Genomic DNA, 18,394 nt, shown 5'->3' with positions numbered 1-18,394 from the left:
CCTATTTCCCGCTATGATATAATGTAGTAAGCGTTTTCTATTTAGGGAAGGAGAGCATATAATGAGGCACGTTTTTGCATATGGGGATTTACAGTATGAGATAGAAACAGAGTCAGGATTGAAGTTAAAGAACATTAGGCATAGTAAGGAACTACCATGGAACGACCCGTATCGTATTAGCAATGAGTTTGCCATACATATAGATGGAGAAGTAATAGATGGAAGCACAGAAGGAATGGTTGTACAGGATGTCTTGAAAACAAAGATAGAACCGGATGCAGAACAGGTAACGATTGTACTTGAACATATTGAAAAGAATTTACGATTGGAAGTTCATACGATTTTTTATGAAAATACGAGTTTAATAGAAAGATGGATGACAGTCCAGAATAATAGCGATAATGTTGCTACCATCACGCGTATGGACAGCTTGTCGCTCGTTGTTCCTGCCGCCAAATATGAACTAATGTATTTTACAAGTGATTGGGGAGTGGAGTTTGAACCAGTAAGAAAGGATCTGGAAGAGAGTACCGTCTTGGAAACTAAATCTGGACGTTCATCAAAAGGGATGCATCCGTGGTTTACGTTACTTCGTGAGGATGGTCAGTTATTAACGGCAACCGTGATGTGGTCTGGGAATTGGGCATTCCGGTTCGAACGAATGGATTCTGGAAGTTTTGCAATAAGTGGCGGTTTACATGATTGGGAGTTTTCTAAGCAACTTAAGCTAAACGAAACAATAGAAAGTGTGCGTGTAGTTCTAGCATTAGGAGAGAACAATGATATCAATACTACTTCTGTTCAATTTGCACAGGTTGGTAGAAAGCACTGGTATCCGAACAATGAATTTTCTAATCAGCTCCCGATAGAGTGGAACCACTGGTGGAGTTATAGTGATAAGTTTGTTGATGAGACGTCTTTTAAACACAATGTCGATGTTGCGGCTTCACTAGGGATTGATGTGTGTACACTCGATGCAGGCTGGTTTGGCCCGGCAGAAAATGAAGCTGATTGGTATGATTATCGCGGTGACTGGGATTTGGTTAATGTAAAACGATTTCCAAGTGGTATTCGCCACCTATCTGATTATGTACATGAAAAAGGACTTAAGTTCGGATTGTGGTGTGAAATTGAAGGACTTGGTAAAAAAGCAAATCTAGCAAAAACCAATCCTGAATTTGTCGCCACTCGTGATAATGAATCGTTAGGGTATGTATGTTTTGGAAATCCAGATGCTCAAGAATGGGCATTTTCCACCCTTGATTCCTTAATTACCGATTACAATTGTGATTGGATAAAACTAGATTTTAACCTCGATCCAGGTGCGGGATGTAATCGTAGTGACCATGGACATGATTGTGGGGATGGTTTGTACGAGCATTACATCGGTTATTATCATGTTTTGCGTAAAATAAGAGACAAACATCCTCAGGTCATTTTAGAAAGTTGTAGCTCCGGTGGACTGCGCATTGATGTAGGTATGTTAAAGGAAACACATACGACATTTTTAAGTGACCCTGATTGGCCAGAACATGATTTGCAAATTTTCTGGGGTGCGACAACGATGCTGGCACCAAATGTTTGTCTCCATTGGGGTTATTCCGAATGGTTTGAAGAGCCACGTCACGAAAAACAGAATTTTAACCCGAGGGATCCAAATCTACAGGAACATCAACTAGATTACTATAGTCGCATTTCCATGCTCGGTGGTTTTGGTTTCTCACAAAGGTTTCCGGAGCTACCAGAGTGGGTAGAAAAACGTTTTGCGGAACACACTGCTTTTTACAATCGGCATGTGAAAAAGTTTGTTCAAGGAGCGGACTTGTACCGACTAACGGAGCAACCACTACGTGAAGGGAAAGGGGAGAGGTGGCCAGCGTTTCAATATAGCCTACCTACTGAAGATGAGCACCTGTTGTTTGTATTTCGTATGGATAACTCTAGTAATGAACGAATTATCAAGTTAACGAACTTGGAGCGGGACAAACAGTACACAGTCACATGGCTTACAGAAAATAGGGATCAGGAATTTATCTTGGGATCCGTATTAATGGATACAGGGATATTGTTTGAAGGTCTTGAGGAAGAAAGTGCCGTAGTGTTGAAAATTAAATAAATTCCGGGACATGGGGTCAGTTTCCTTGTCCCAAAATATAAGAGGGACACGTGGGACACGGGGTCAGTCTCCTTGTCCCAAAAAGCAAAACGGGACATGGTTCCTGACCCCATGTCCCATTTTTCACATATCGTTTTTCCATTCATTATATTTAGCTTGGCCCGTTTCGAAATCTAGTTCTTCGCTTTTTGTTTCTCTCGCAATTCCGGTTTCGAAGTCGATTTGTATGTCTTGGAAGTGCCAGATGCCTTCAAAGTTGTAGTAGTTCACCATTTGATAGGTACTACTTCCGACCTGTTTAAATGCCCCTTCTAAAAAGCCATATCCTGCATTGCCATCAGCGTCTTTTACCTGCATCAACTTTCCATCGTGAATATAATATAGGCTAGCACCAACAGAGTTAGAGGACATTGTTTCCGACACTACTAAAATGGACGGAGTACCAGCTGTTATAAATACATGGTTCTTATTTTCATTAATAGTCATCGGCTCAGAGTTTAATGTATATTCACGCTTCTTCCCAGCCACGTTTTCAACGACTAGTTTGAAGTTTCCTTCGCGCACAATATCGCCTTCGTTTGCACCAGCCCATGGGAATTCTGTTACAGTCACATTCTCATTATCGGAAAAAAGCTGCACACGATAACGATCGGACGTTCCTTCCATATAAAAAGAAATGATTGGGTTGAAAAATTCTCTCTCGGTAAAATTTTTAAAAGGTAATTCTGTAGTTGGTTGATCGGTATTGTTTTTCTCTGGCTTATTGTTTTGCTCTTCCTCATCGTTGTTCGGCTCGTGCTCTTTTGAGGGTTTATCCTCGTCATCTTTCTTAAAAGCATCACTGGCAAGATCCCAAAACTGCTGTTTATCTTTTTTAGCTTGAGCTATCCTTTTATCTGCTTCGTCTCTTGAAATAGTGCCATACAGATACATTCGCTCAGGTTCGGTAAGCGAGTAAATATATGTCCACTTCGCCATTCTTTCCTCTGTATCGAGTGGCGTTTCAGGGACACACCCATCACAACTAACGATAAGGTTAAAGATGTCGCCTTTTTTTGCTTCCCAAGTTGTGTCAAGTTCGCCTGTAGTGTCACCATCCCAAGAGATAGTAGCATCCACTGAATAGTTCTTAATTCCGGACGCTTTATTTTTACTTTTATATTGAAGGGAAGTAATTTTCACCTCAATGTCTTCTGGATACTCCACTAATGTATCTGCCACTGTATGGCGAATATAATCTGCAACATTTTTCTTAAAGGATAAGTGAGAATAAACGAAATAGCCAGCAACAGCTAAAACAACTAAAATAACAATCCCGTATGTAACTTTCTTCATATTCTATACTCCTGAAAATAATATAATAATAGATGAATAGGTATATTATATCAGAAAGGGGACGAGGGGTCAGGAAACATGTCCCATATTGTTAGAATTTTGGGACAAGGGGTCAGGAAACATGTCCCACTTTTAAGACCCCATGATCCTCTGGGACAAGGAACCTGACCCCATGTCCCGTGACCCCATGTCCCGTTTAATTGCTAGTAACGATGATTCCGTCGATGTTGTTGCCTGAGATTTGATATTCATCGTTTATAGGAACTTGGATGGTCGTACTTTTTGTTATTGGATAGTACCGTATATTGTATTTCGTTCCGTTCACGGTAACAGTTAGTTGTTTTTTATCTTTCAGATATTCGAGATATTCTTCTAATACCATGTCTTCGTTCTGCATAATGGCGCTGTGAGGTAGACCAACATAGCGAATATGCCAAGGTTCGTATTCAATACCAGTTATATGTGTTTTATTCTTTGGATAACGTAAGATGAAGCCGTATTTCCAAGCGTTTTTCTCTATCCACTTTCCTTCTTCAGCCCATTCCATCTTTGTGGTTGTAGAGCCAACATCTAAGGAAAGACCTAAGTTATGCTCGCTGTAGCCAGCTGGAAGCGCAAAATCAGCACCCATTTGCTGGTACAGTTGGTCTTGTTCTGCAAATCCACGAAATCCACTGTTTATGATAAAATTGGAAACTCCATCTTCTTTTGCCCCCATTATCATTTGTGAAAATGATTGAATAAGCTCCTCTGACATCAAAATACTCGAATCAATTAACCCAAATCCGCTATATAAATGAGGTTGTTCATATACATTTACAATATCGGTTTTCATACTATCTTCATGAACAGGGTGTTCTGGATTAACGAGTACTAAGTTACCTTGATAAATCTGTTCTTTATGAACTTCAATTACTTTTGTTTGTTCAAAAGCAACTTTATCTTCAATTATTTTTATATTTAAGTCTTCTTTAAATTTTGGTGTGATATTGGACAAGGCGATTACCACACAAGCTACAATGACAAATAAAAAGCCCCACTTCTTCATTTGTTTACTCCTCCTTGAGAACATGATTCAAGGATAGCCAAGAAAACTTAAATTAAGAGTGGGGTAAAGTTTAAATTTTTCTTAAATCTTTTATTCTTGCGGTAAACTTACTGTAAACATCGTATGGATAACATCACTTTCAACAAAAATTGTTCCATTATGCTGTTCTATAATATTTTTGGCAATAAATAAACCGAGTCCAGTGCTATTACCTTGCTGTGTTCGTGATTTATCCCCTGTAAAAAACATATCAAACAGATGTGGAAGTTCTTCACTGGGAATGTGACTTCCATAATTTATGATTTGGATTACAATATCTCCTTCATCCATAAAACCATTAATATCAATGAATTCACCATCAGATCCATAGCGACTCGCATTTGATAAAAGATTCTCAAAAACACGAGCTAGCAATTCACCATCTGCATTTATCGGAAGTGAACTTGATAAATTAGTGCGAACTTGTAAATTGTTTTTCTCAAAAATAGGGTAAAGTTCTTCTATTAGTTGATGAAGTAAATCCGTTAGTTGAATGTTCCTTTTTCTTAATGGTAGCATGCCATAATTCATCCGAGTGATTTCAAAAAGTTCATCAATCAGTTTTTCCAAGCGTTGCGACTTTGTATAAGAAATGGATAAATAATGCCGAACTTGTTCTTTTGTTAAATCTCCATCTTTCAGTATCAAATCTAAATAACCTAAAATGGAGGTAAGTGGAGTTCGTAAATCATGTGCTAAGTTTACAACCAATTGATCTTTACTGCTTTCGGAAAAATCTCCTCTTTGAACTGCTTCTTCTAATTTTTGACTGGCTAAGTTAATATCATGGGCAATATGAGCAAACTCATCTTTTGCTGATATTTGCACTTCATGTGAAAAGTTGCCGCTAGCTAGATGTTGAATACCCTCTGATATCTTCCGAAAATAAATAGAATAGGGCTTTGTTAACATAAAGAAAATAAAAATGGCCAGTGGAATAAATATAATCAGAAATGCGTTTACATCCCCAAATATCCCTATGTAATATCGGACATATGCTAAAGGATCACCTAATTGAACAGTGGAACGATAATAATAGCGTAAAACAGAAAATATGATAAATGTGATTGTTCCAGCAATAGCCAAGCTTAATGCAAAAAGCAATAGCATCTTGAAACGGAAACTTTGAAATAGATTAGTCTTGGAATGCATAGCCGACTCCCCAAACGGTTTTAATCCATTTGTTTTTGCGTTTATCTTCTTTCAGTTTCTTTCTCAGTGTACGAATATGGACCATCACGGTATTCGCACTTTCAAAAAAAGTTTCTCCCCATACATGCTCGTGTATATTTTCCACACTAAAAACTTTTTTCGGATTACGAGCTAACAACAATAAAATATCAAATTCTTTCGGAGTAAGGTCAATGTTTTCACCATAAAGTGTGACACTTCTTTGCTCTGGTAAAATCGTAAGGCCGCCAAATTCTAACGCTGCTTTGTTATCTGCTTTTGGTTGTGACCATTTTAGCGAACGGCGTAATTGGGCATTTACCCGTGCTACTAATTCAATGGGCGCAAATGGCTTTGTCATGTAATCATCCGCACCAATGGCTAATCCATGAACCTTATCAAAATCAGATGTTTTGGCACTTAAAAAGATAATCGGCATATTGTGATGCTGGCGAATATGCTGAGTTACTTCATAGCCATCCATCTTAGGCATCATAATATCTAAAATAACCAAATCAATGCGTTGGTTATTAATAATTTGGATAGCTTCCTCACCATTAACAGCTTGAACGACAGAATAGCCTTCCTTTTCTAAATGAATCGCTATTAAATCAGCAATTTCCTTCTCATCATCTGCAACTAAAATCCAAACATCGTTCATACTCCCACCCCTAATAAAAGAAATAACTGCTCCTATTCTCCACCAAACTCCCGAATGAAGCAAGGGACATGGGGTCAAGGGACATGGGGTCAGGAACCTTGTCCCATTTAAGAAATTTGGGACAAGGAAGCTGACCCCATGTCCCAGACCCCATGTCCCAGGAAGCTGACCCCATGTCCCGAGAAATCTGGGACGAGGGACCTGACCCCAAGACCCGAGCACATAAAAAGGACATGGAATTTATTTGATTCCATGTCCACCATATGTTTATGCAGTTCTTTTCTTCATTTTAAATAGGACAAATCCACCTAATGTGATGGATACTAGTCCAAGTGCAAGGATGTTGTACATTGCTGTTGAAGTGTTTGGAAGTTTTTCGCCTTCTTCTCCAGCAGCAGGTGTTTCATCACCAGCAGCTTCCTTCACTAATGTTAACTCACCAAAGCCAGATGTATTTTGGAAAGATTGGCCAGAGGAGTCATTCCAAATGATAACAGCATCTCGTACGCCGTCGTCATCTTTATCATCATTAATTTGGAAATCAAAGCCGAAGACTGTTCCTTCACTTGCTGCAGACGCTAGTTTTATAGCAGCTTCTACGACATAACCAAAATCAGTTGTCTTCGTAGCTGTTGTAAAATTATCTGCTGAAGCAACTCCGCCATAGCTTTGTTTATTTTCATAATTGACACGGTATTGACCATCATCATCCTCAAACGCAGCTGTTTTCGCATTGTTTTGATCTAAAAATACTTCGACCGAATCTTGCTCCCAGTCATTTTCGCTTTTTACACTTAAGGAACCGTCATGTACTTCTGCATAGACATATAGATTCTCTTCATCCCACATTGTTCGTACTTCTGCCCATGCTGCATCAGAGCCTTCCACATATCTTTCTGTTTTGATGACATTGGCACCATCCCAAATATCATCTTTTTCTGCGTCAATCTCAGGAGTACCGAAAATTGCATCCGTTTTAAGTAGGTCTTCCGCACTTACAGGTGAAATTAATAAATTTAGTGCTAGTAGTGCAACAATAAAGAGACTAAACTTTTTTCCCACTCACAATTCCCCCTATCCAAAAAGTTGACAACGTAAATTAAAAACGGCCCTCCTTTCTCTAAGACAATCGTGAAAGTCTGTGGTGAAATCCAACTTTATGCCTTCCACCATGAAACAGCATCCAAAATAGGGCGCCATCCCAAATATACCTGATAAACAATATATTTAATACCCGTCGAAGTATAGGAAAATAGACGCAGGAGGGATGTAGGGTGAGGGACAAGGGGTCAGGAACGACGACCCACTAAACAAACTAAAATTGGTACTAACAAAAATAGTTAATTATTGCTACAATACGTGTAAGCGTTGTCACCGTGATTTTCCAACTAGGAAGCTTTAAGAAAAGTATAGGAGGAGTATTCATGTATGACTCTGTGTTAGAGAATATCTCCACAATCGAGGAGATTAATAGTGATTACCTGACTAGCTTATTACAGCAACATGGATATGAAGGAGTACGGGTAATTGATTTTACGTGTGAGCCTGTGGATGGAAAGTCATATGGTGGGGGCTCGATACACAGATTTAAGCTGACTTTCTCTGAACCGCCATTTGAAACTGTTCCACATTCTCTTATTCTAAAAGAATCACGAGAGATTGATAGTCAAGCTTTGGATCAAGGCTATGCTCGCAGGGAAGCAGAGTGCTATACACATCATTTGTTTAAGGACATTAACAAGAGGCTCTATATACCTAAGGGTTTTCGCGTTTCCATACAGCCGGAAGTAGGTAAGTATTGGATTTGGATGGAGGACCTAGGTAATCATACTTTCAATGTCACATGGTCATTGGAAGAGATGGGCAGAATGATTCGAGACATTTCAGAATTCCATGCCATCTGGTGGGAAAGGGTTGATGAGATTCGCAATATGCCATTTCTCAAGCATAGAGCACAAGCAATGTATGATGGTTTATGGGTGGACAGAATTGCACAAAACTGTCACGCCATTGAAACCCATCCACAAGCAAGTTTAATAGGAAAAATTTTTACTCCAGAGAGAAAAAAGCTGTTGATGCGGTTAAGTAAAGCTGCAGATATGATTTATCCAAAATTGGAAGCTTTACCACAAACATTATTACACCATGATATTTGGCCACCTAACTTAGGAAAGTTCAACGAGAAAACTGTCTTGATTGATTGGTCATATGTTGGACAAGGAACTCCAGGGGCAGATCTCAGTCAAACGGTGGGTTTATTATTGCAAATGTGGGATGCCAATTTAGATGACGAAGTATTGCTACAGGAACTCTGGAGTGGGTTACGAGAAGACTTTGGGTTAATGATTGAATATGAAGAGATAAAAGCTGGCTATGAGCTTGCTTTCTGTCTAAGACCTGCGCACGCATTGGGTGCACCTGTACTCGGATCCATTTTATCAGGGAACAGTGGAATGGTTGGTAGCGATGAACTAGACGGAAAACTAGCTTCAGCGGATGCGGTTCTACAACGGATTGAGCGAGGCATAAACAGGTTGTAACAGTATTATCTTAAAAAATAAGAATCGAGTAGGGGGCATACCCCTTTAAGGAGTAATGTGTATGGTGGAATATAGGGGAGCGCGTCGTGATGAGCGCGAGGATCTTTTGGATTTGGCGAATATTGCGTTTGGGTTTGATTTTGAGCCGGTGATGTCCAAGGTGTATGGGGAGGAGTTTGATTCTACAGCAATTACGAAGGTAGCGGTAGATGAGAAAAATAGAATTCGTGCACAGGTTGCTGTTTTATCACAGGAGTTAAATGTGTTGGATTTTACGCTTCAAGCCGGTTATTTAGGTACTGTTTCTGTCCATCCTCGTTCACGGGGAGAAGGACATATGAAGACGCTCATGCAAATGTGGCTGGAAGAACTGCAAGGAACACATGACTTGATTGTGTTAAGTGGTCAGCGCCAACGTTACGAGTACTTTGGTTTCACGATTGGCGGGGTAAAAGTGAAGTACAGCGTGAATAATTCCAATGTACGTCATGCATTAAAGGAAATTCCAATTGATGGGATTACATTCAAGCCATTATTTGAGGTGGAGGGAGCTCCTTCCTTTGTGGTAAAAGTAAACAGTGAACGTGCTGCATATGTGGTGCGGGATCAGGATAATTTGCAGCGTATATTAGCAACTTTTCATGAAGTAGCACTTGGAGTTATGAAAGAAGACAAACTAATTGGTTACGTACTTACGAATAAAAAAGGAAATGAAATATCAGAATTTGCTTGTGTGAATAAAGAAGACATCCTCAAAGTAGTGAAGGCTTATATACAATATGCCGATGTGGAGTGGGTTCATATTACTACACCAGAGTATGATCTAGATTTGAACGCCAGTCTCGGAAGATTTGCAGAGAATTACGTGATTGAAACATGCGATATGTACAATATATTAAACTTTGCAAACGTGCTAGAGGCATATTTGACAATAAAATATAAAACGACAGGGCTTGCACAAGGGGAATTTTCCGCCATTTTGGACGGCCAACCAGTTACGGCAAGAGTGGATGAGAATGGAGTAACAGTGGAAAGATCCGCGCAACAAGGAGCATTGGAGCTGAATAAGCAAGAAGCACAAACCCTTCTCCTCACACCACATGGCCGCTACTTGGAAATCGACGCACCCCATGGTTGGTTCCCACTACCAGCATATTGGTATAAAGTAGATAAGTTTTAGGGACATGGGGTCAGGAACCTCGTCCCAATTTCATAAAGGGACATGGGGTCAGGAACCTCGTCCCATTTTCAAAGGGACATCGAGTCAGAAACCTCGTCCCATATTCTCAAAAGGGACATGGGGTCAAAGGGACATGGGTCAGAAACCCCAACCCATTTTTTAAAAAACAAAGGAGTTGCGATATGAAATTTTCCCTCTGTATCGGTGCTTATCCTGATAAAGATGTTATCTATCATTTGGAGAAGATTAAAGAGCATGGCTTTCATGGTTTAGAATACTATAATTGGTGGGACCTAGATTTGATAAAGGTTGCACAGGAGCAAGATAGAATTGGTGTTGGGATCATTGCAACTTGTACTCGTTTTTTCAATCTAGTAGATTCAAATTATAGAAATGAGTATATTCACCACCTACAAGCTACAATCGATGCATGTCACATTCTTGGAACCAAAAAAATTATTACCCAGACTGGTAATGTAATAGAAGGAATCAGTCGAGAGGAACAGCGCAATGCGATGGTAGAAACATTAAAACAGTGTGCGATTTTGTGTGAGCAGGCAGATGTAACGTTAGAAGTGGAGCCTCTGAATGGTTTAGTCGATCATCCAGGCCATTTTTTACAGCGCTCCGATGAAGCGGTCGAAATTATCGATCGAGTTGACAGCCCTTCTATCAAACTCGTATTTGATGTATATCACCAGCAAGTGACAGAGGGGAATGTGATTCGCAATGCAATCAATTATCGCGACAGAATCAGTCACTATCATATTGCAGATAACCCTGGACGAAAGCAACCAGGTACAGGTGAGTTAAACTATATTAATATATTAAAAGCGATAAAAGATACAGGGTATGATGGTTATGTTGGCCTCGAATGTGGCTATACCGTCGACACGGACTCCGCGTTGGCAAGATTTAAAGAGGAGATTCTAGAGAAAGTTCCTCTCTAACGTAATGCAACTTTAAGTAGGTGAAAAAGAAGGATAAATATTGCAACTCTGACATGCTAAACTCACGGTGCTTTATTGGATTGGAGAAATTGCAATGGGAATGAAAAATTATTTAATCGAAGGTGTTTCCTGTACTGGGAAAACATCAGTTTGTAATGAATTACAACGGCGCGGATACCATGCCATTCATGGTGACCGTGAATTAGCTTATCAAGGTGACCCGGAAACAGGTCAACCGACAGATGGCCGTACGCACGAGAATCACATTTGGGATGTAGAAAAAGTTAAAGTATTGGTTTCCAACGAGGATGAGCCGTTCACATTTTTCTGCGGTGGTTCTAGAAATTTTTCGAAGTTTATTGATCTATTCGACGGTGTGTTTATCCTCGATGTGGACAGAGAAACATTGAAACGGCGGATTGACATGCGTTCGGAAGATGATTGGGGAGCGAAGAAATCAGAACGGGATCTCATTTTACGCTTGCATCAAACGAATGAAGACATTCCGAAGAACGGGATTATCATTGATGCCACTGCACCAATTGAGCACGTCGTGGATGAAATCATTCAACTGTGCAAGTAGTTTATTATGATATTCCATACCTTGCAACGAACATTGAGGGATAAAAGGAAACGCTTGGAGTTTATTTTTGAACTTCAAGCGTTTTTGATACTGTCTAAATTGTTTTTTGGTGTTCAAAACAATAGATTTTCCTATTAAACTTTTCATTGGATAAGCAGTATGATTTCACTTTATCAGAAACAGGCTTTTGACAGATTACACATGTAGCTTGTTTGCTAGTTGCCGGCCTTGCTTGTTTTAATGCATTTTCATGTTCTCTTCGTATCTCGGTATCTGTAATATTGGCATTTGAAAAAGTAGTATATATCGATGCAATATCACTTTCATCAAGTAGCGGTTGTTTATGTTGTATTTGTAAAACAGACAACTTGCGATGTATGAACTCGGACAATTCAATGTCATATACAATGAGTTCATTAGAAGCTATTTTTCGATAATCCATGCCAACTTTAAAAGTGCACCGTTTTGTAAACGAAACAATTGAAATAAACAATGTATGATACTTTTTGTCCAAGAATGAAGATAATGCCTGTATGTGCCCATAATTTTGCACAAAGGGATTCATCATCTTAAATTTTCCGTTCACTAACCAAGTTTTCCGGTCCTTTCCACCGTAAATTGTACCTTGATAATTCTTCGTTTCGATACAGAAGATACCAAATGGTGTCAACACAACATGGTCTATTTGGGAGTAACCAGACGTAGCCTTTGGATTTTTTACCAGCAAATCACTTAAATAACGACAATCCTTTGGTAACTGATCTAATTGTATATCAATCTTATATTCACCTAATTCACCTTTTCTAGCAGCAATTCTCTCTTTTTCTCTGTTCATCTTTGGCTCAACAGCCGGTACTTCCTTCTTCTTCTTAAAAATATTAAATAGCATACGATACTCCTTGCTTGTTTGTTATATGTACTATTGTATATAAGATGGTAGGGAGATGTACAATGAATGCGATATCCAATAAGTAACTTTGTTATTATTTTCCAACCTTTTTCATAACAATACCTAAGCAATTTTCTACAAATTACACACTTTATAAAAATACCATTTTGCTCATATGACATGCTTCGGTATTTCTCGGGAAATATTTGCTTGCAAGTTTTGTAGAAATCATTAGGCTATATCATATTTTGAAAGATATCATAGCCTCTATTTCCCGTTTATTGTAATACTGTGCTTTAAATATTCAGTTGATTTGAATCGGAAATAGTTTGAGTGAAACAGAAGAGTGTAGAAGAAGTGAAGGAACTTCAAGATACAGTTCATTTAAAACTAAAAAAATCCGACTAGTAAGGGAGATCCCAATACAAGTCGGATTTTAAAATAACTATTGTAAACTTACGCCAGCTTCTGCAGCTAAGTCTTCAACAGCATACATATAGTCTCTCATTAATCCACGAGCAGTTGTCAATTTTTCATTTGCTTCCGTAATAATCGCATAATCTTGTTGTTCTAAAGCGGACAGCATCAACGTAAATGCACCGTTTTGAACATTAATTGCTTCAATGTATATTTCGTGGACTTCTCTAATTGCACTGTTTTTTGGCATTACCGCTTCTACTTCATCGATGAAGGCAAGGTATCCCGGAATGATTTCATTCGTTAACGCAGCGTATAGAGTTTCATCATCAGAATAATTGTCACCTGTTACACTGTCATAAATACCTATTAATCTTTCTTCTTCAGGTGCTAAAGTTCTAACACTATTCACATAATCATTGAATGCAGCAGTTAGCTCATTTTCACCAGAATTATCAGGTTTTTCTGCTGTATCATCTGATTTATCTTCTTCCTTCGCACCATCTTCAGAATTATCTTCATCTGCACCATCTTTGTCGTTCTGTTCAACCGTTTTGTCAGATTTATTCGTATCCTTGTCTGCGGAACTGTTAGCGTCGTCTGAGTTTCCACATCCAGTTAATACCAAAAGAGCTGACATCAATAATAAAGCTAAAAGTTTTTTCATGCTGTCCCCAATTCCTTTCAAATTTATATCCCCTCTAAATATCATGACAATTATAACTATTCCGAAGGAGAAATAAAAGCAATTCAACTTAATACAGGAAAAAGGGTAGAGCAAAAATGGGCTTTCTGTTAGTAAATTCCTAGCTTCGTAGTTATAACGACTTATTGGTAGACGAGTATAGCACATAAGCACTATGTAACGAAATGAGAAAGAGGAAGTGAAAAAATTATAAATTGCCTCCTTGTCCTTTTTAATTATTGCGATTGAACTTTCCCTTTTAAATTATTGAGATTGAACTTTCCTTTTAATGTATGAAAACTGTGAAAAGGTTCGAAAAAACAGATGAAAGGGATTACAAATATGCGATAACAAGGTACTATTAAAGTAATGTGTGACATGGGGTTCTTAGGAGTGATACCCCGAATGGATGTCCTAGTTGGGATGAATCCTTTCATCCGAAATAAATGATGGTGTGGTGATGATGAAGATGGAAACGAAATCCAATTAATGAGCAGGAGTGTGGTCATCACTATGTAAGGTCGATGGCAAGCTGGGGGTCTGTTATTGCGCTAACGGGATTTCAATACTCTGCAATCGACAAAACGATGATGTTTAATGGTAATCTAAAAAAAATGTTCTGGTCTAATGTCAGTGCTTGGGGAACATGTAAAATCGAGAAGCGAGAACAAGGTACAAATGAAGCTAAAAGTGCTTTCTGTTCGAAAAGTATTGATAGGAGAGCGGACGAAATCGATTTGCATGAAGTGAAGGAAATAGGGGCAGGTGGAAATATCTTGCACACTCATTCCTATACTTATATAAATAAAAGAAAAAGAATAGTATTCTATTAAAAGAAAAGGGATGAATTCATGTTAAAAGGTATTCCAGCAATTTTATCACCAGAATTATTTAAGATTATGTTAGAGATGGGCCATGGCGATGAAATCGTCATAAGTGACGGAAACTTTCCAGCTGCTAGCTGTGCTCAACGATTAATTCGCTGTGATGGTCATCATGTTCCAGAACTACTGGAGGCTATGTTAAAATTCTTTCCAGTGGAAGAAGAGGAAGATTTTACAGCGACATTGATGGCAGTGGATACTGATAATGCTCGTGAACTCCCACCAATCTGGGAGGAATATCGCTCCATACTGGAACAGGAAATCGACAATTCAGTTGAATTTGGATATATCGAACGCTATGAGTTTTATGAAAGAGCTAAAAATGCATATGCGGTTGTCGCTACCAGCGAGAAAGCTCTATACGCTAATATTATTCTGAAAAAAGGTGTAGTCACAGAGTAATGAAACGGGATGAATTATAGCTAATAGGAAACATGTGAAAATAACTCTACAAAGCACAAGAACCGCTTTTCGTTCTTGTGCTTTTTTCTTTCAAAGTGCACCTTAAATGGGTTGATTCACCGTGTCATTATTTGAGATAATAGATAGAATATTATCGATGATTGGGGGGATTTCATGTGAATCAAAAATTAGATTTGATTTTAGAAAAACTAAACAACATTGAAACTTCTCAACATGAACTAACTAGAAGAGTCGGTAATCTTGAAACATCACAAAGTGAAATTTCTGGTAGATTAGGGAATATGGAAACATCACAAAGTGAATTTGCTAGAAGATTAGGGAATATGGAAGCATCACAAGGTGAAATTTCAGGTAGATTAGGGAATATGGAAGCATCACAAGGTGAAATTCCTGGTAGATTAGGGAATATGAAAGCATCACAAGGTGAAATTTCAAGTAGATTAGGAAATATGGAAATATCACAAAGTGAACTGACAAAAAAAGTGGAGAAGATTGATTCTTCTCAGCAAGAAATGTCAGGAAAAGTAAATGCAATCGATGCAAATGTGGATCAAATAGATAAGAAAGTAGACAACCTAGAAAAAGAACTCCATGCTTTTAGGGAGGAAACTAAAACTACTCTGCAGATTATTCAATCTGGACAGCGTGGCACTCGCGAAGAAATGATACAGCGTTTTAGCGAAGTAAAGCAAGTATTAAGTCATCTCGAATCTGATATTACTTTTACCTTTCATAAAACAGCTCAGCACGAGTTAGAGATAAATCGAATGAAAAAGCAATAAACAAAGCACAAGAATCTTGGGTTCTTGTGCTTTTTTTTGTTTTTGAAATGACGGCAGTTGGGACAAGGAAGCTGACCCCATGTCCCAATTATTGTTTTCCGTATCCTCTTTCCTGCAATATTCGAGCGACAATGGCTCGTTCAGAAGGAGACCGGAAGTTGTTGAGTTTTACCATTTGGATAAGCTTTTGATCAGGATAATTATTAAACTTGTTATAATTATCATCCAATTGGTCTTGTAGTTCGTAATATGTATCGGTTATTTTTCCAAATAAACCTTTCAGTCTAATAGAAGTTGCACTCTTTTTCGCTAAATCTTTCGCGTATGGACTAAGCGATGCATGTTTTAGGTCGAGTTCCATTCCGCTGTCATTAAATTCAACGATATCAAAATCTACGATCATTTCATTTTCTATAATTTCCTTCATCGCTTCTGCTAGCAATCTCTTATCCTTTTTGTATACGTCCGGATAAATCATGAAGGGCTGATCTACCCAGTCTAAATTAATAAAAGCAGATGCTCGTTTGATAATCGTGTAAATGACAAAATCTACGTTCTTTATTATCTCCATCTCCCATTGCGAATGTTATTTCGAAGTAGTATTTTGAGTGCGTGGTTTCCCGGCATCACTACGTTTAGCGCGCCATCTACCATCTTTGTTTTTAGCGCGGTTTTGCCCTGCAGTTGGTCCTGTTTTTACAATTGGTCCTTTCGTTTCTCTTGGACTTGGCATGATGATTCCCCCTATGTTTGATTAATACGATATTATTTTAACATAATTTACGAAAAATTTTGCTAAATAAGAGGGGATATGTCCTATGTCTCAAATCCTATGTTGCTATTTGATTCGATATGAACACATGTTGTATTCCGAAATTGCATTCGCAATGGATCATAATGGATAAATTTGTTCGGTTACGATATGTGACGAAATCCGATAAATTTTACAAGCAAATGAAAGAAAAAGGGGGAGTTTTTACCTCCAAAGAAGAATGTATACTGTAATCGACTTTAGCAGAGAAGGAGATGTATAGAATCAATATTTCTAAAGATGTAACCCCTTACAAAGGGAGTCTTGACATTACGGTAATGGAGGGAAATGCATGATTGAACTAAAAGTATCTGAATACTTAAAAGAGATTGAGCGTGTAATAGAGAAGGGGAGATTTAAGGATAGTTGGGATTCACTTGCGAATTATGAACTTGCAAAGTGGTATAGGAAGGCGAAGTTCGGAATATTTATTCACTGGGGAGTGTATTCTGTTCCTGCATTTGGAAATGAGTGGTACTCGAGAAATATGTATATTCAGGGCTCAAGGGAATTTGAGCATCACGTAAAAACTTATGGTAATCATAAGGAATTTGGCTATAAGGACTTTATTCCAATGTTTACAGCGGAAAAGTTTGATGCTGATGAATGGGCAGAACTTTTCAAAGCAGCAGGAGCAAAGTATGTCATGCCTGTCGCCGAACATCATGATGGGTTTCAAATGTATAAAAGCGATTTTTCTCCATTTAATGCTTATGAAATGGGGCCCAAGCGCGATGTTATCGGTGAACTAGGTGAAGCTTTGGAGAGTAGAGATATAGCGTTATGTACATCTTCACACCGCATGGAACACTGGTTTTTTATGGGACATGGAAAAGAGTTTGATAGTGATATAAAAGAACCTCTTAAGAGAGGTGATTTTTACTGGCCTGCCATGTCAGAACCAGATCACCATGACTTGTTCAGTCCAGCTCCTTCTAGCGAGTTTTTAGAGGACTGGTTGATTCGTACGTGTGAAATTGTCGATCGCTATCGTCCGAAAATCATGTATTTTGATTGGTGGATTCAACACCATGCAGTAAAGCCATATTTAAAGAAATTCGCAGCATATTACTATAACCGAGCAGATGAGTGGGGAATCGAAGTAGCCATTAATTATAAGCATGATGCTTTTATGTTTGGGACTGCTGTAGTGGATATTGAAAGAGGTCAATTTGCGGAACAGAAGCCTTATTTTTGGCAAACAGATACTTCCGTTGCGAAAAATTCTTGGTGTTATACAGAGAATAATGATTATAAAACAGCGAATGAGATCATTTGTGATCTTGTTGATATTGTGAGTAAAAATGGTAGTTTACTATTGAATGTTGGGCCGAAAGCAGATGGAACCATTCCAGAAGAGGATAGAGCTATTCTGTTAGAAATCGGAGAATGGTTAAAAGTGAATGGGGAGGCTATTTACGGAAGTAAAGTGTGGCGCAAGTTTGGCGAAGGTCCGACAGAAGTTCAAGAAGGGCAATTTACGGATGGTGCTTCCAAAGTATTCACATCGGAGGACATTCGCTTTACCGTAAACGGCTCCTACTTATATGCAACCGTATTGAAATTACCAGAAGACGGGAAAGTAGTAATCCGCTCACTTGCCGAACAGGATGCATCTAGACTTCCTCACTTCCATGGAATTATTAAAGATGTAGAAATATTAGGATTTGAAGAACAACTAAACTGGACACGCACCCAACACGGCCTAGAAATCACCACAACCAAAGTCCAAAGCAACAAACCCGTCGTCTACAAAATTCATATAGATTAGTTGTTTGGGTGCCAGTGGTCGACCCCCTTATAATGGACACTAGAAATGTTACAATTGTTTAATAATGCTTTTCTGGGGAGTGACCAAGTTTGAAAAACAAAAATGAAACA

General features: G+C 38.6%; 18 protein-coding genes. 9 read left to right on the top strand and 9 right to left on the bottom strand.

The genetic code is table 11. The features are described 5' to 3' along the window. Positions 1-61: 61 nt before the first annotated feature. Positions 62-2,116: an alpha-galactosidase gene (locus ACFPM4_RS19955; protein WP_382355752.1), complete on the top strand. Its 2,055-nt coding sequence runs from the start codon at positions 62-64 to the stop codon at positions 2,114-2,116. 123 nt (positions 2,117-2,239) lie between these two features. Here ACFPM4_RS19955 and ACFPM4_RS19950 read toward each other — a convergent pair whose 3' ends face one another. The 5 genes from ACFPM4_RS19950 to ACFPM4_RS19930 form a co-directional block, all read right to left on the bottom strand. Beyond that, complete coding sequence (locus ACFPM4_RS19950; protein WP_382355749.1) at positions 2,240-3,451, bottom strand: hypothetical protein; 1,212 nt, start codon at positions 3,449-3,451, stop codon at positions 2,240-2,242. A 196-nt stretch (positions 3,452-3,647) separates the two neighbouring features. Next, positions 3,648-4,499, bottom strand: coding sequence for a M15 family metallopeptidase (locus ACFPM4_RS19945; protein ID WP_382355746.1), 852 nt, complete (start codon positions 4,497-4,499; stop codon positions 3,648-3,650). 90 nt (positions 4,500-4,589) lie between these two features. After that, the gene (locus ACFPM4_RS19940; protein WP_382355743.1) at positions 4,590-5,690 is read right to left on the bottom strand and encodes a HAMP domain-containing sensor histidine kinase; all 1,101 of its coding nucleotides are present in this window, start codon (positions 5,688-5,690) and stop codon (positions 4,590-4,592) included. Continuing rightward, positions 5,674-6,369, bottom strand: a complete 696-nt coding sequence (locus ACFPM4_RS19935) for a response regulator transcription factor (RefSeq protein ID WP_382355740.1) — start codon at positions 6,367-6,369, stop codon at positions 5,674-5,676. Before ACFPM4_RS19935 ends, ACFPM4_RS19940 begins: the two co-directional genes overlap by 17 nt. Before the next feature lie 267 nt (positions 6,370-6,636). Then, positions 6,637-7,431 (bottom strand): sugar-binding protein, encoded by a 795-nt coding sequence (locus tag ACFPM4_RS19930; protein ID WP_382355737.1) that lies wholly within the window; start codon positions 7,429-7,431, stop codon positions 6,637-6,639. A gap of 362 nt (positions 7,432-7,793) precedes the next feature. Between ACFPM4_RS19930 and ACFPM4_RS19925 the strand changes: the two genes are divergently transcribed. The 4 genes from ACFPM4_RS19925 to ACFPM4_RS19910 all read left to right on the top strand — a co-directional run bounded on the left by ACFPM4_RS19925 (position 7,794) and on the right by ACFPM4_RS19910 (position 11,622). Continuing rightward, a complete protein-coding gene (locus tag ACFPM4_RS19925; RefSeq protein ID WP_382355734.1) occupies positions 7,794-8,909 on the top strand; it encodes a phosphotransferase in 1,116 nt (371 codons plus the stop codon). 61 nt (positions 8,910-8,970) lie between these two features. Further along, positions 8,971-10,089, top strand: a complete 1,119-nt coding sequence (locus tag ACFPM4_RS19920; protein ID WP_382355731.1) for a GNAT family N-acetyltransferase — start codon at positions 8,971-8,973, stop codon at positions 10,087-10,089. 182 nt (positions 10,090-10,271) lie between these two features. Further along, positions 10,272-11,039: a TIM barrel protein gene (locus tag ACFPM4_RS19915; RefSeq protein WP_382355728.1), complete on the top strand. Its 768-nt coding sequence runs from the start codon at positions 10,272-10,274 to the stop codon at positions 11,037-11,039. Positions 11,040-11,106: 67 nt separating this feature from the next. Next, positions 11,107-11,622, top strand: a complete 516-nt coding sequence (locus tag ACFPM4_RS19910) for an AAA family ATPase (RefSeq protein WP_382355725.1) — start codon at positions 11,107-11,109, stop codon at positions 11,620-11,622. A 94-nt stretch (positions 11,623-11,716) separates the two neighbouring features. On the opposite strand, the gene ACFPM4_RS19905 is transcribed toward ACFPM4_RS19910, so the two are convergent. Both ACFPM4_RS19905 and ACFPM4_RS19900 read right to left on the bottom strand, forming a co-directional pair. Beyond that, entirely contained in the window at positions 11,717-12,511 is a 795-nt protein-coding gene (locus tag ACFPM4_RS19905; RefSeq protein WP_382355722.1) for a nuclease-related domain-containing protein, read from the bottom strand. Positions 12,512-12,956: 445 nt separating this feature from the next. Further along, entirely contained in the window at positions 12,957-13,595 is a 639-nt protein-coding gene (locus tag ACFPM4_RS19900) for a hypothetical protein (RefSeq protein WP_382355719.1), read from the bottom strand. 542 nt (positions 13,596-14,137) lie between these two features. Here ACFPM4_RS19900 and ACFPM4_RS19895 point away from each other — a divergent pair. The 3 genes from ACFPM4_RS19895 to ACFPM4_RS19885 all read left to right on the top strand — a co-directional run bounded on the left by ACFPM4_RS19895 (position 14,138) and on the right by ACFPM4_RS19885 (position 15,702). Continuing rightward, positions 14,138-14,446, top strand: coding sequence for a hypothetical protein (locus ACFPM4_RS19895; protein WP_382355716.1), 309 nt, complete (start codon positions 14,138-14,140; stop codon positions 14,444-14,446). 18 nt (positions 14,447-14,464) lie between these two features. Further along, positions 14,465-14,899 (top strand): RbsD/FucU family protein, encoded by a 435-nt coding sequence (locus ACFPM4_RS19890; RefSeq protein WP_382355711.1) that lies wholly within the window; start codon positions 14,465-14,467, stop codon positions 14,897-14,899. Positions 14,900-15,075: 176 nt separating this feature from the next. Beyond that, on the top strand, positions 15,076-15,702 hold the full coding sequence (locus ACFPM4_RS19885; RefSeq protein ID WP_382355708.1) for a hypothetical protein: 627 nt from the start codon (positions 15,076-15,078) through the stop codon (positions 15,700-15,702). A gap of 88 nt (positions 15,703-15,790) precedes the next feature. Here ACFPM4_RS19885 and ACFPM4_RS19880 read toward each other — a convergent pair whose 3' ends face one another. Together ACFPM4_RS19880 and ACFPM4_RS19875 are read right to left on the bottom strand one after the other, a co-directional pair. Further along, on the bottom strand, positions 15,791-16,273 hold the full coding sequence (locus ACFPM4_RS19880) for a hypothetical protein (protein ID WP_382355705.1): 483 nt from the start codon (positions 16,271-16,273) through the stop codon (positions 15,791-15,793). A 15-nt stretch (positions 16,274-16,288) separates the two neighbouring features. Then, positions 16,289-16,435 (bottom strand): hypothetical protein, encoded by a 147-nt coding sequence (locus ACFPM4_RS19875; protein ID WP_186324892.1) that lies wholly within the window; start codon positions 16,433-16,435, stop codon positions 16,289-16,291. A 370-nt stretch (positions 16,436-16,805) separates the two neighbouring features. On the opposite strand from ACFPM4_RS19875, the gene ACFPM4_RS19870 reads away from it, so the two are divergent. Then, positions 16,806-18,284 carry an alpha-L-fucosidase gene (locus tag ACFPM4_RS19870; RefSeq protein WP_382355702.1) on the top strand — a complete coding sequence of 493 codons (1,479 nt, stop codon included), beginning with the start codon at positions 16,806-16,808 and terminating at the stop codon, positions 18,282-18,284. Positions 18,285-18,394: the final 110 nt, after the last annotated feature.

The sequence above is a fragment of the Lederbergia graminis genome (assembly GCF_042655485.1).
GTDB lineage: Bacteria > Bacillota > Bacilli > Bacillales > Bacillaceae_C > Lederbergia > Lederbergia graminis.
The sequence above is the reverse complement of the archived record's forward strand: the minus strand, read 5'-3'. Positions and strand labels throughout refer to the sequence as shown.

Bases quoted from the DNA above. Each gene is read 5' to 3' on its own strand.
- ACFPM4_RS19955 (WP_382355752.1), top strand. From the start codon at position 62: ATGAGGCACGTTTTTGCATATGGGGATTTACAGTATGAGATAGAAACA.
- ACFPM4_RS19950 (WP_382355749.1), bottom strand. From the start codon at position 3,451: ATGAAGAAAGTTACATACGGGATTGTTATTTTAGTTGTTTTAGCTGTT.
- ACFPM4_RS19945 (WP_382355746.1), bottom strand. From the start codon at position 4,499: ATGAAGAAGTGGGGCTTTTTATTTGTCATTGTAGCTTGTGTGGTAATC.
- ACFPM4_RS19940 (WP_382355743.1), bottom strand. From the start codon at position 5,690: ATGCATTCCAAGACTAATCTATTTCAAAGTTTCCGTTTCAAGATGCTA.
- ACFPM4_RS19935 (WP_382355740.1), bottom strand. From the start codon at position 6,369: ATGAACGATGTTTGGATTTTAGTTGCAGATGATGAGAAGGAAATTGCT.
- ACFPM4_RS19925 (WP_382355734.1), top strand. From the start codon at position 7,794: ATGTATGACTCTGTGTTAGAGAATATCTCCACAATCGAGGAGATTAAT.
- ACFPM4_RS19920 (WP_382355731.1), top strand. From the start codon at position 8,971: ATGGTGGAATATAGGGGAGCGCGTCGTGATGAGCGCGAGGATCTTTTG.
- ACFPM4_RS19915 (WP_382355728.1), top strand. From the start codon at position 10,272: ATGAAATTTTCCCTCTGTATCGGTGCTTATCCTGATAAAGATGTTATC.
- ACFPM4_RS19905 (WP_382355722.1), bottom strand. From the start codon at position 12,511: ATGCTATTTAATATTTTTAAGAAGAAGAAGGAAGTACCGGCTGTTGAG.
- ACFPM4_RS19900 (WP_382355719.1), bottom strand. From the start codon at position 13,595: ATGAAAAAACTTTTAGCTTTATTATTGATGTCAGCTCTTTTGGTATTA.
- ACFPM4_RS19895 (WP_382355716.1), top strand. From the start codon at position 14,138: ATGGCAAGCTGGGGGTCTGTTATTGCGCTAACGGGATTTCAATACTCT.
- ACFPM4_RS19890 (WP_382355711.1), top strand. From the start codon at position 14,465: ATGTTAAAAGGTATTCCAGCAATTTTATCACCAGAATTATTTAAGATT.
- ACFPM4_RS19880 (WP_382355705.1), bottom strand. From the start codon at position 16,273: ATGGAGATAATAAAGAACGTAGATTTTGTCATTTACACGATTATCAAA.
- ACFPM4_RS19875 (WP_186324892.1), bottom strand. From the start codon at position 16,435: ATGCCAAGTCCAAGAGAAACGAAAGGACCAATTGTAAAAACAGGACCA.
- ACFPM4_RS19870 (WP_382355702.1), top strand. From the start codon at position 16,806: ATGATTGAACTAAAAGTATCTGAATACTTAAAAGAGATTGAGCGTGTA.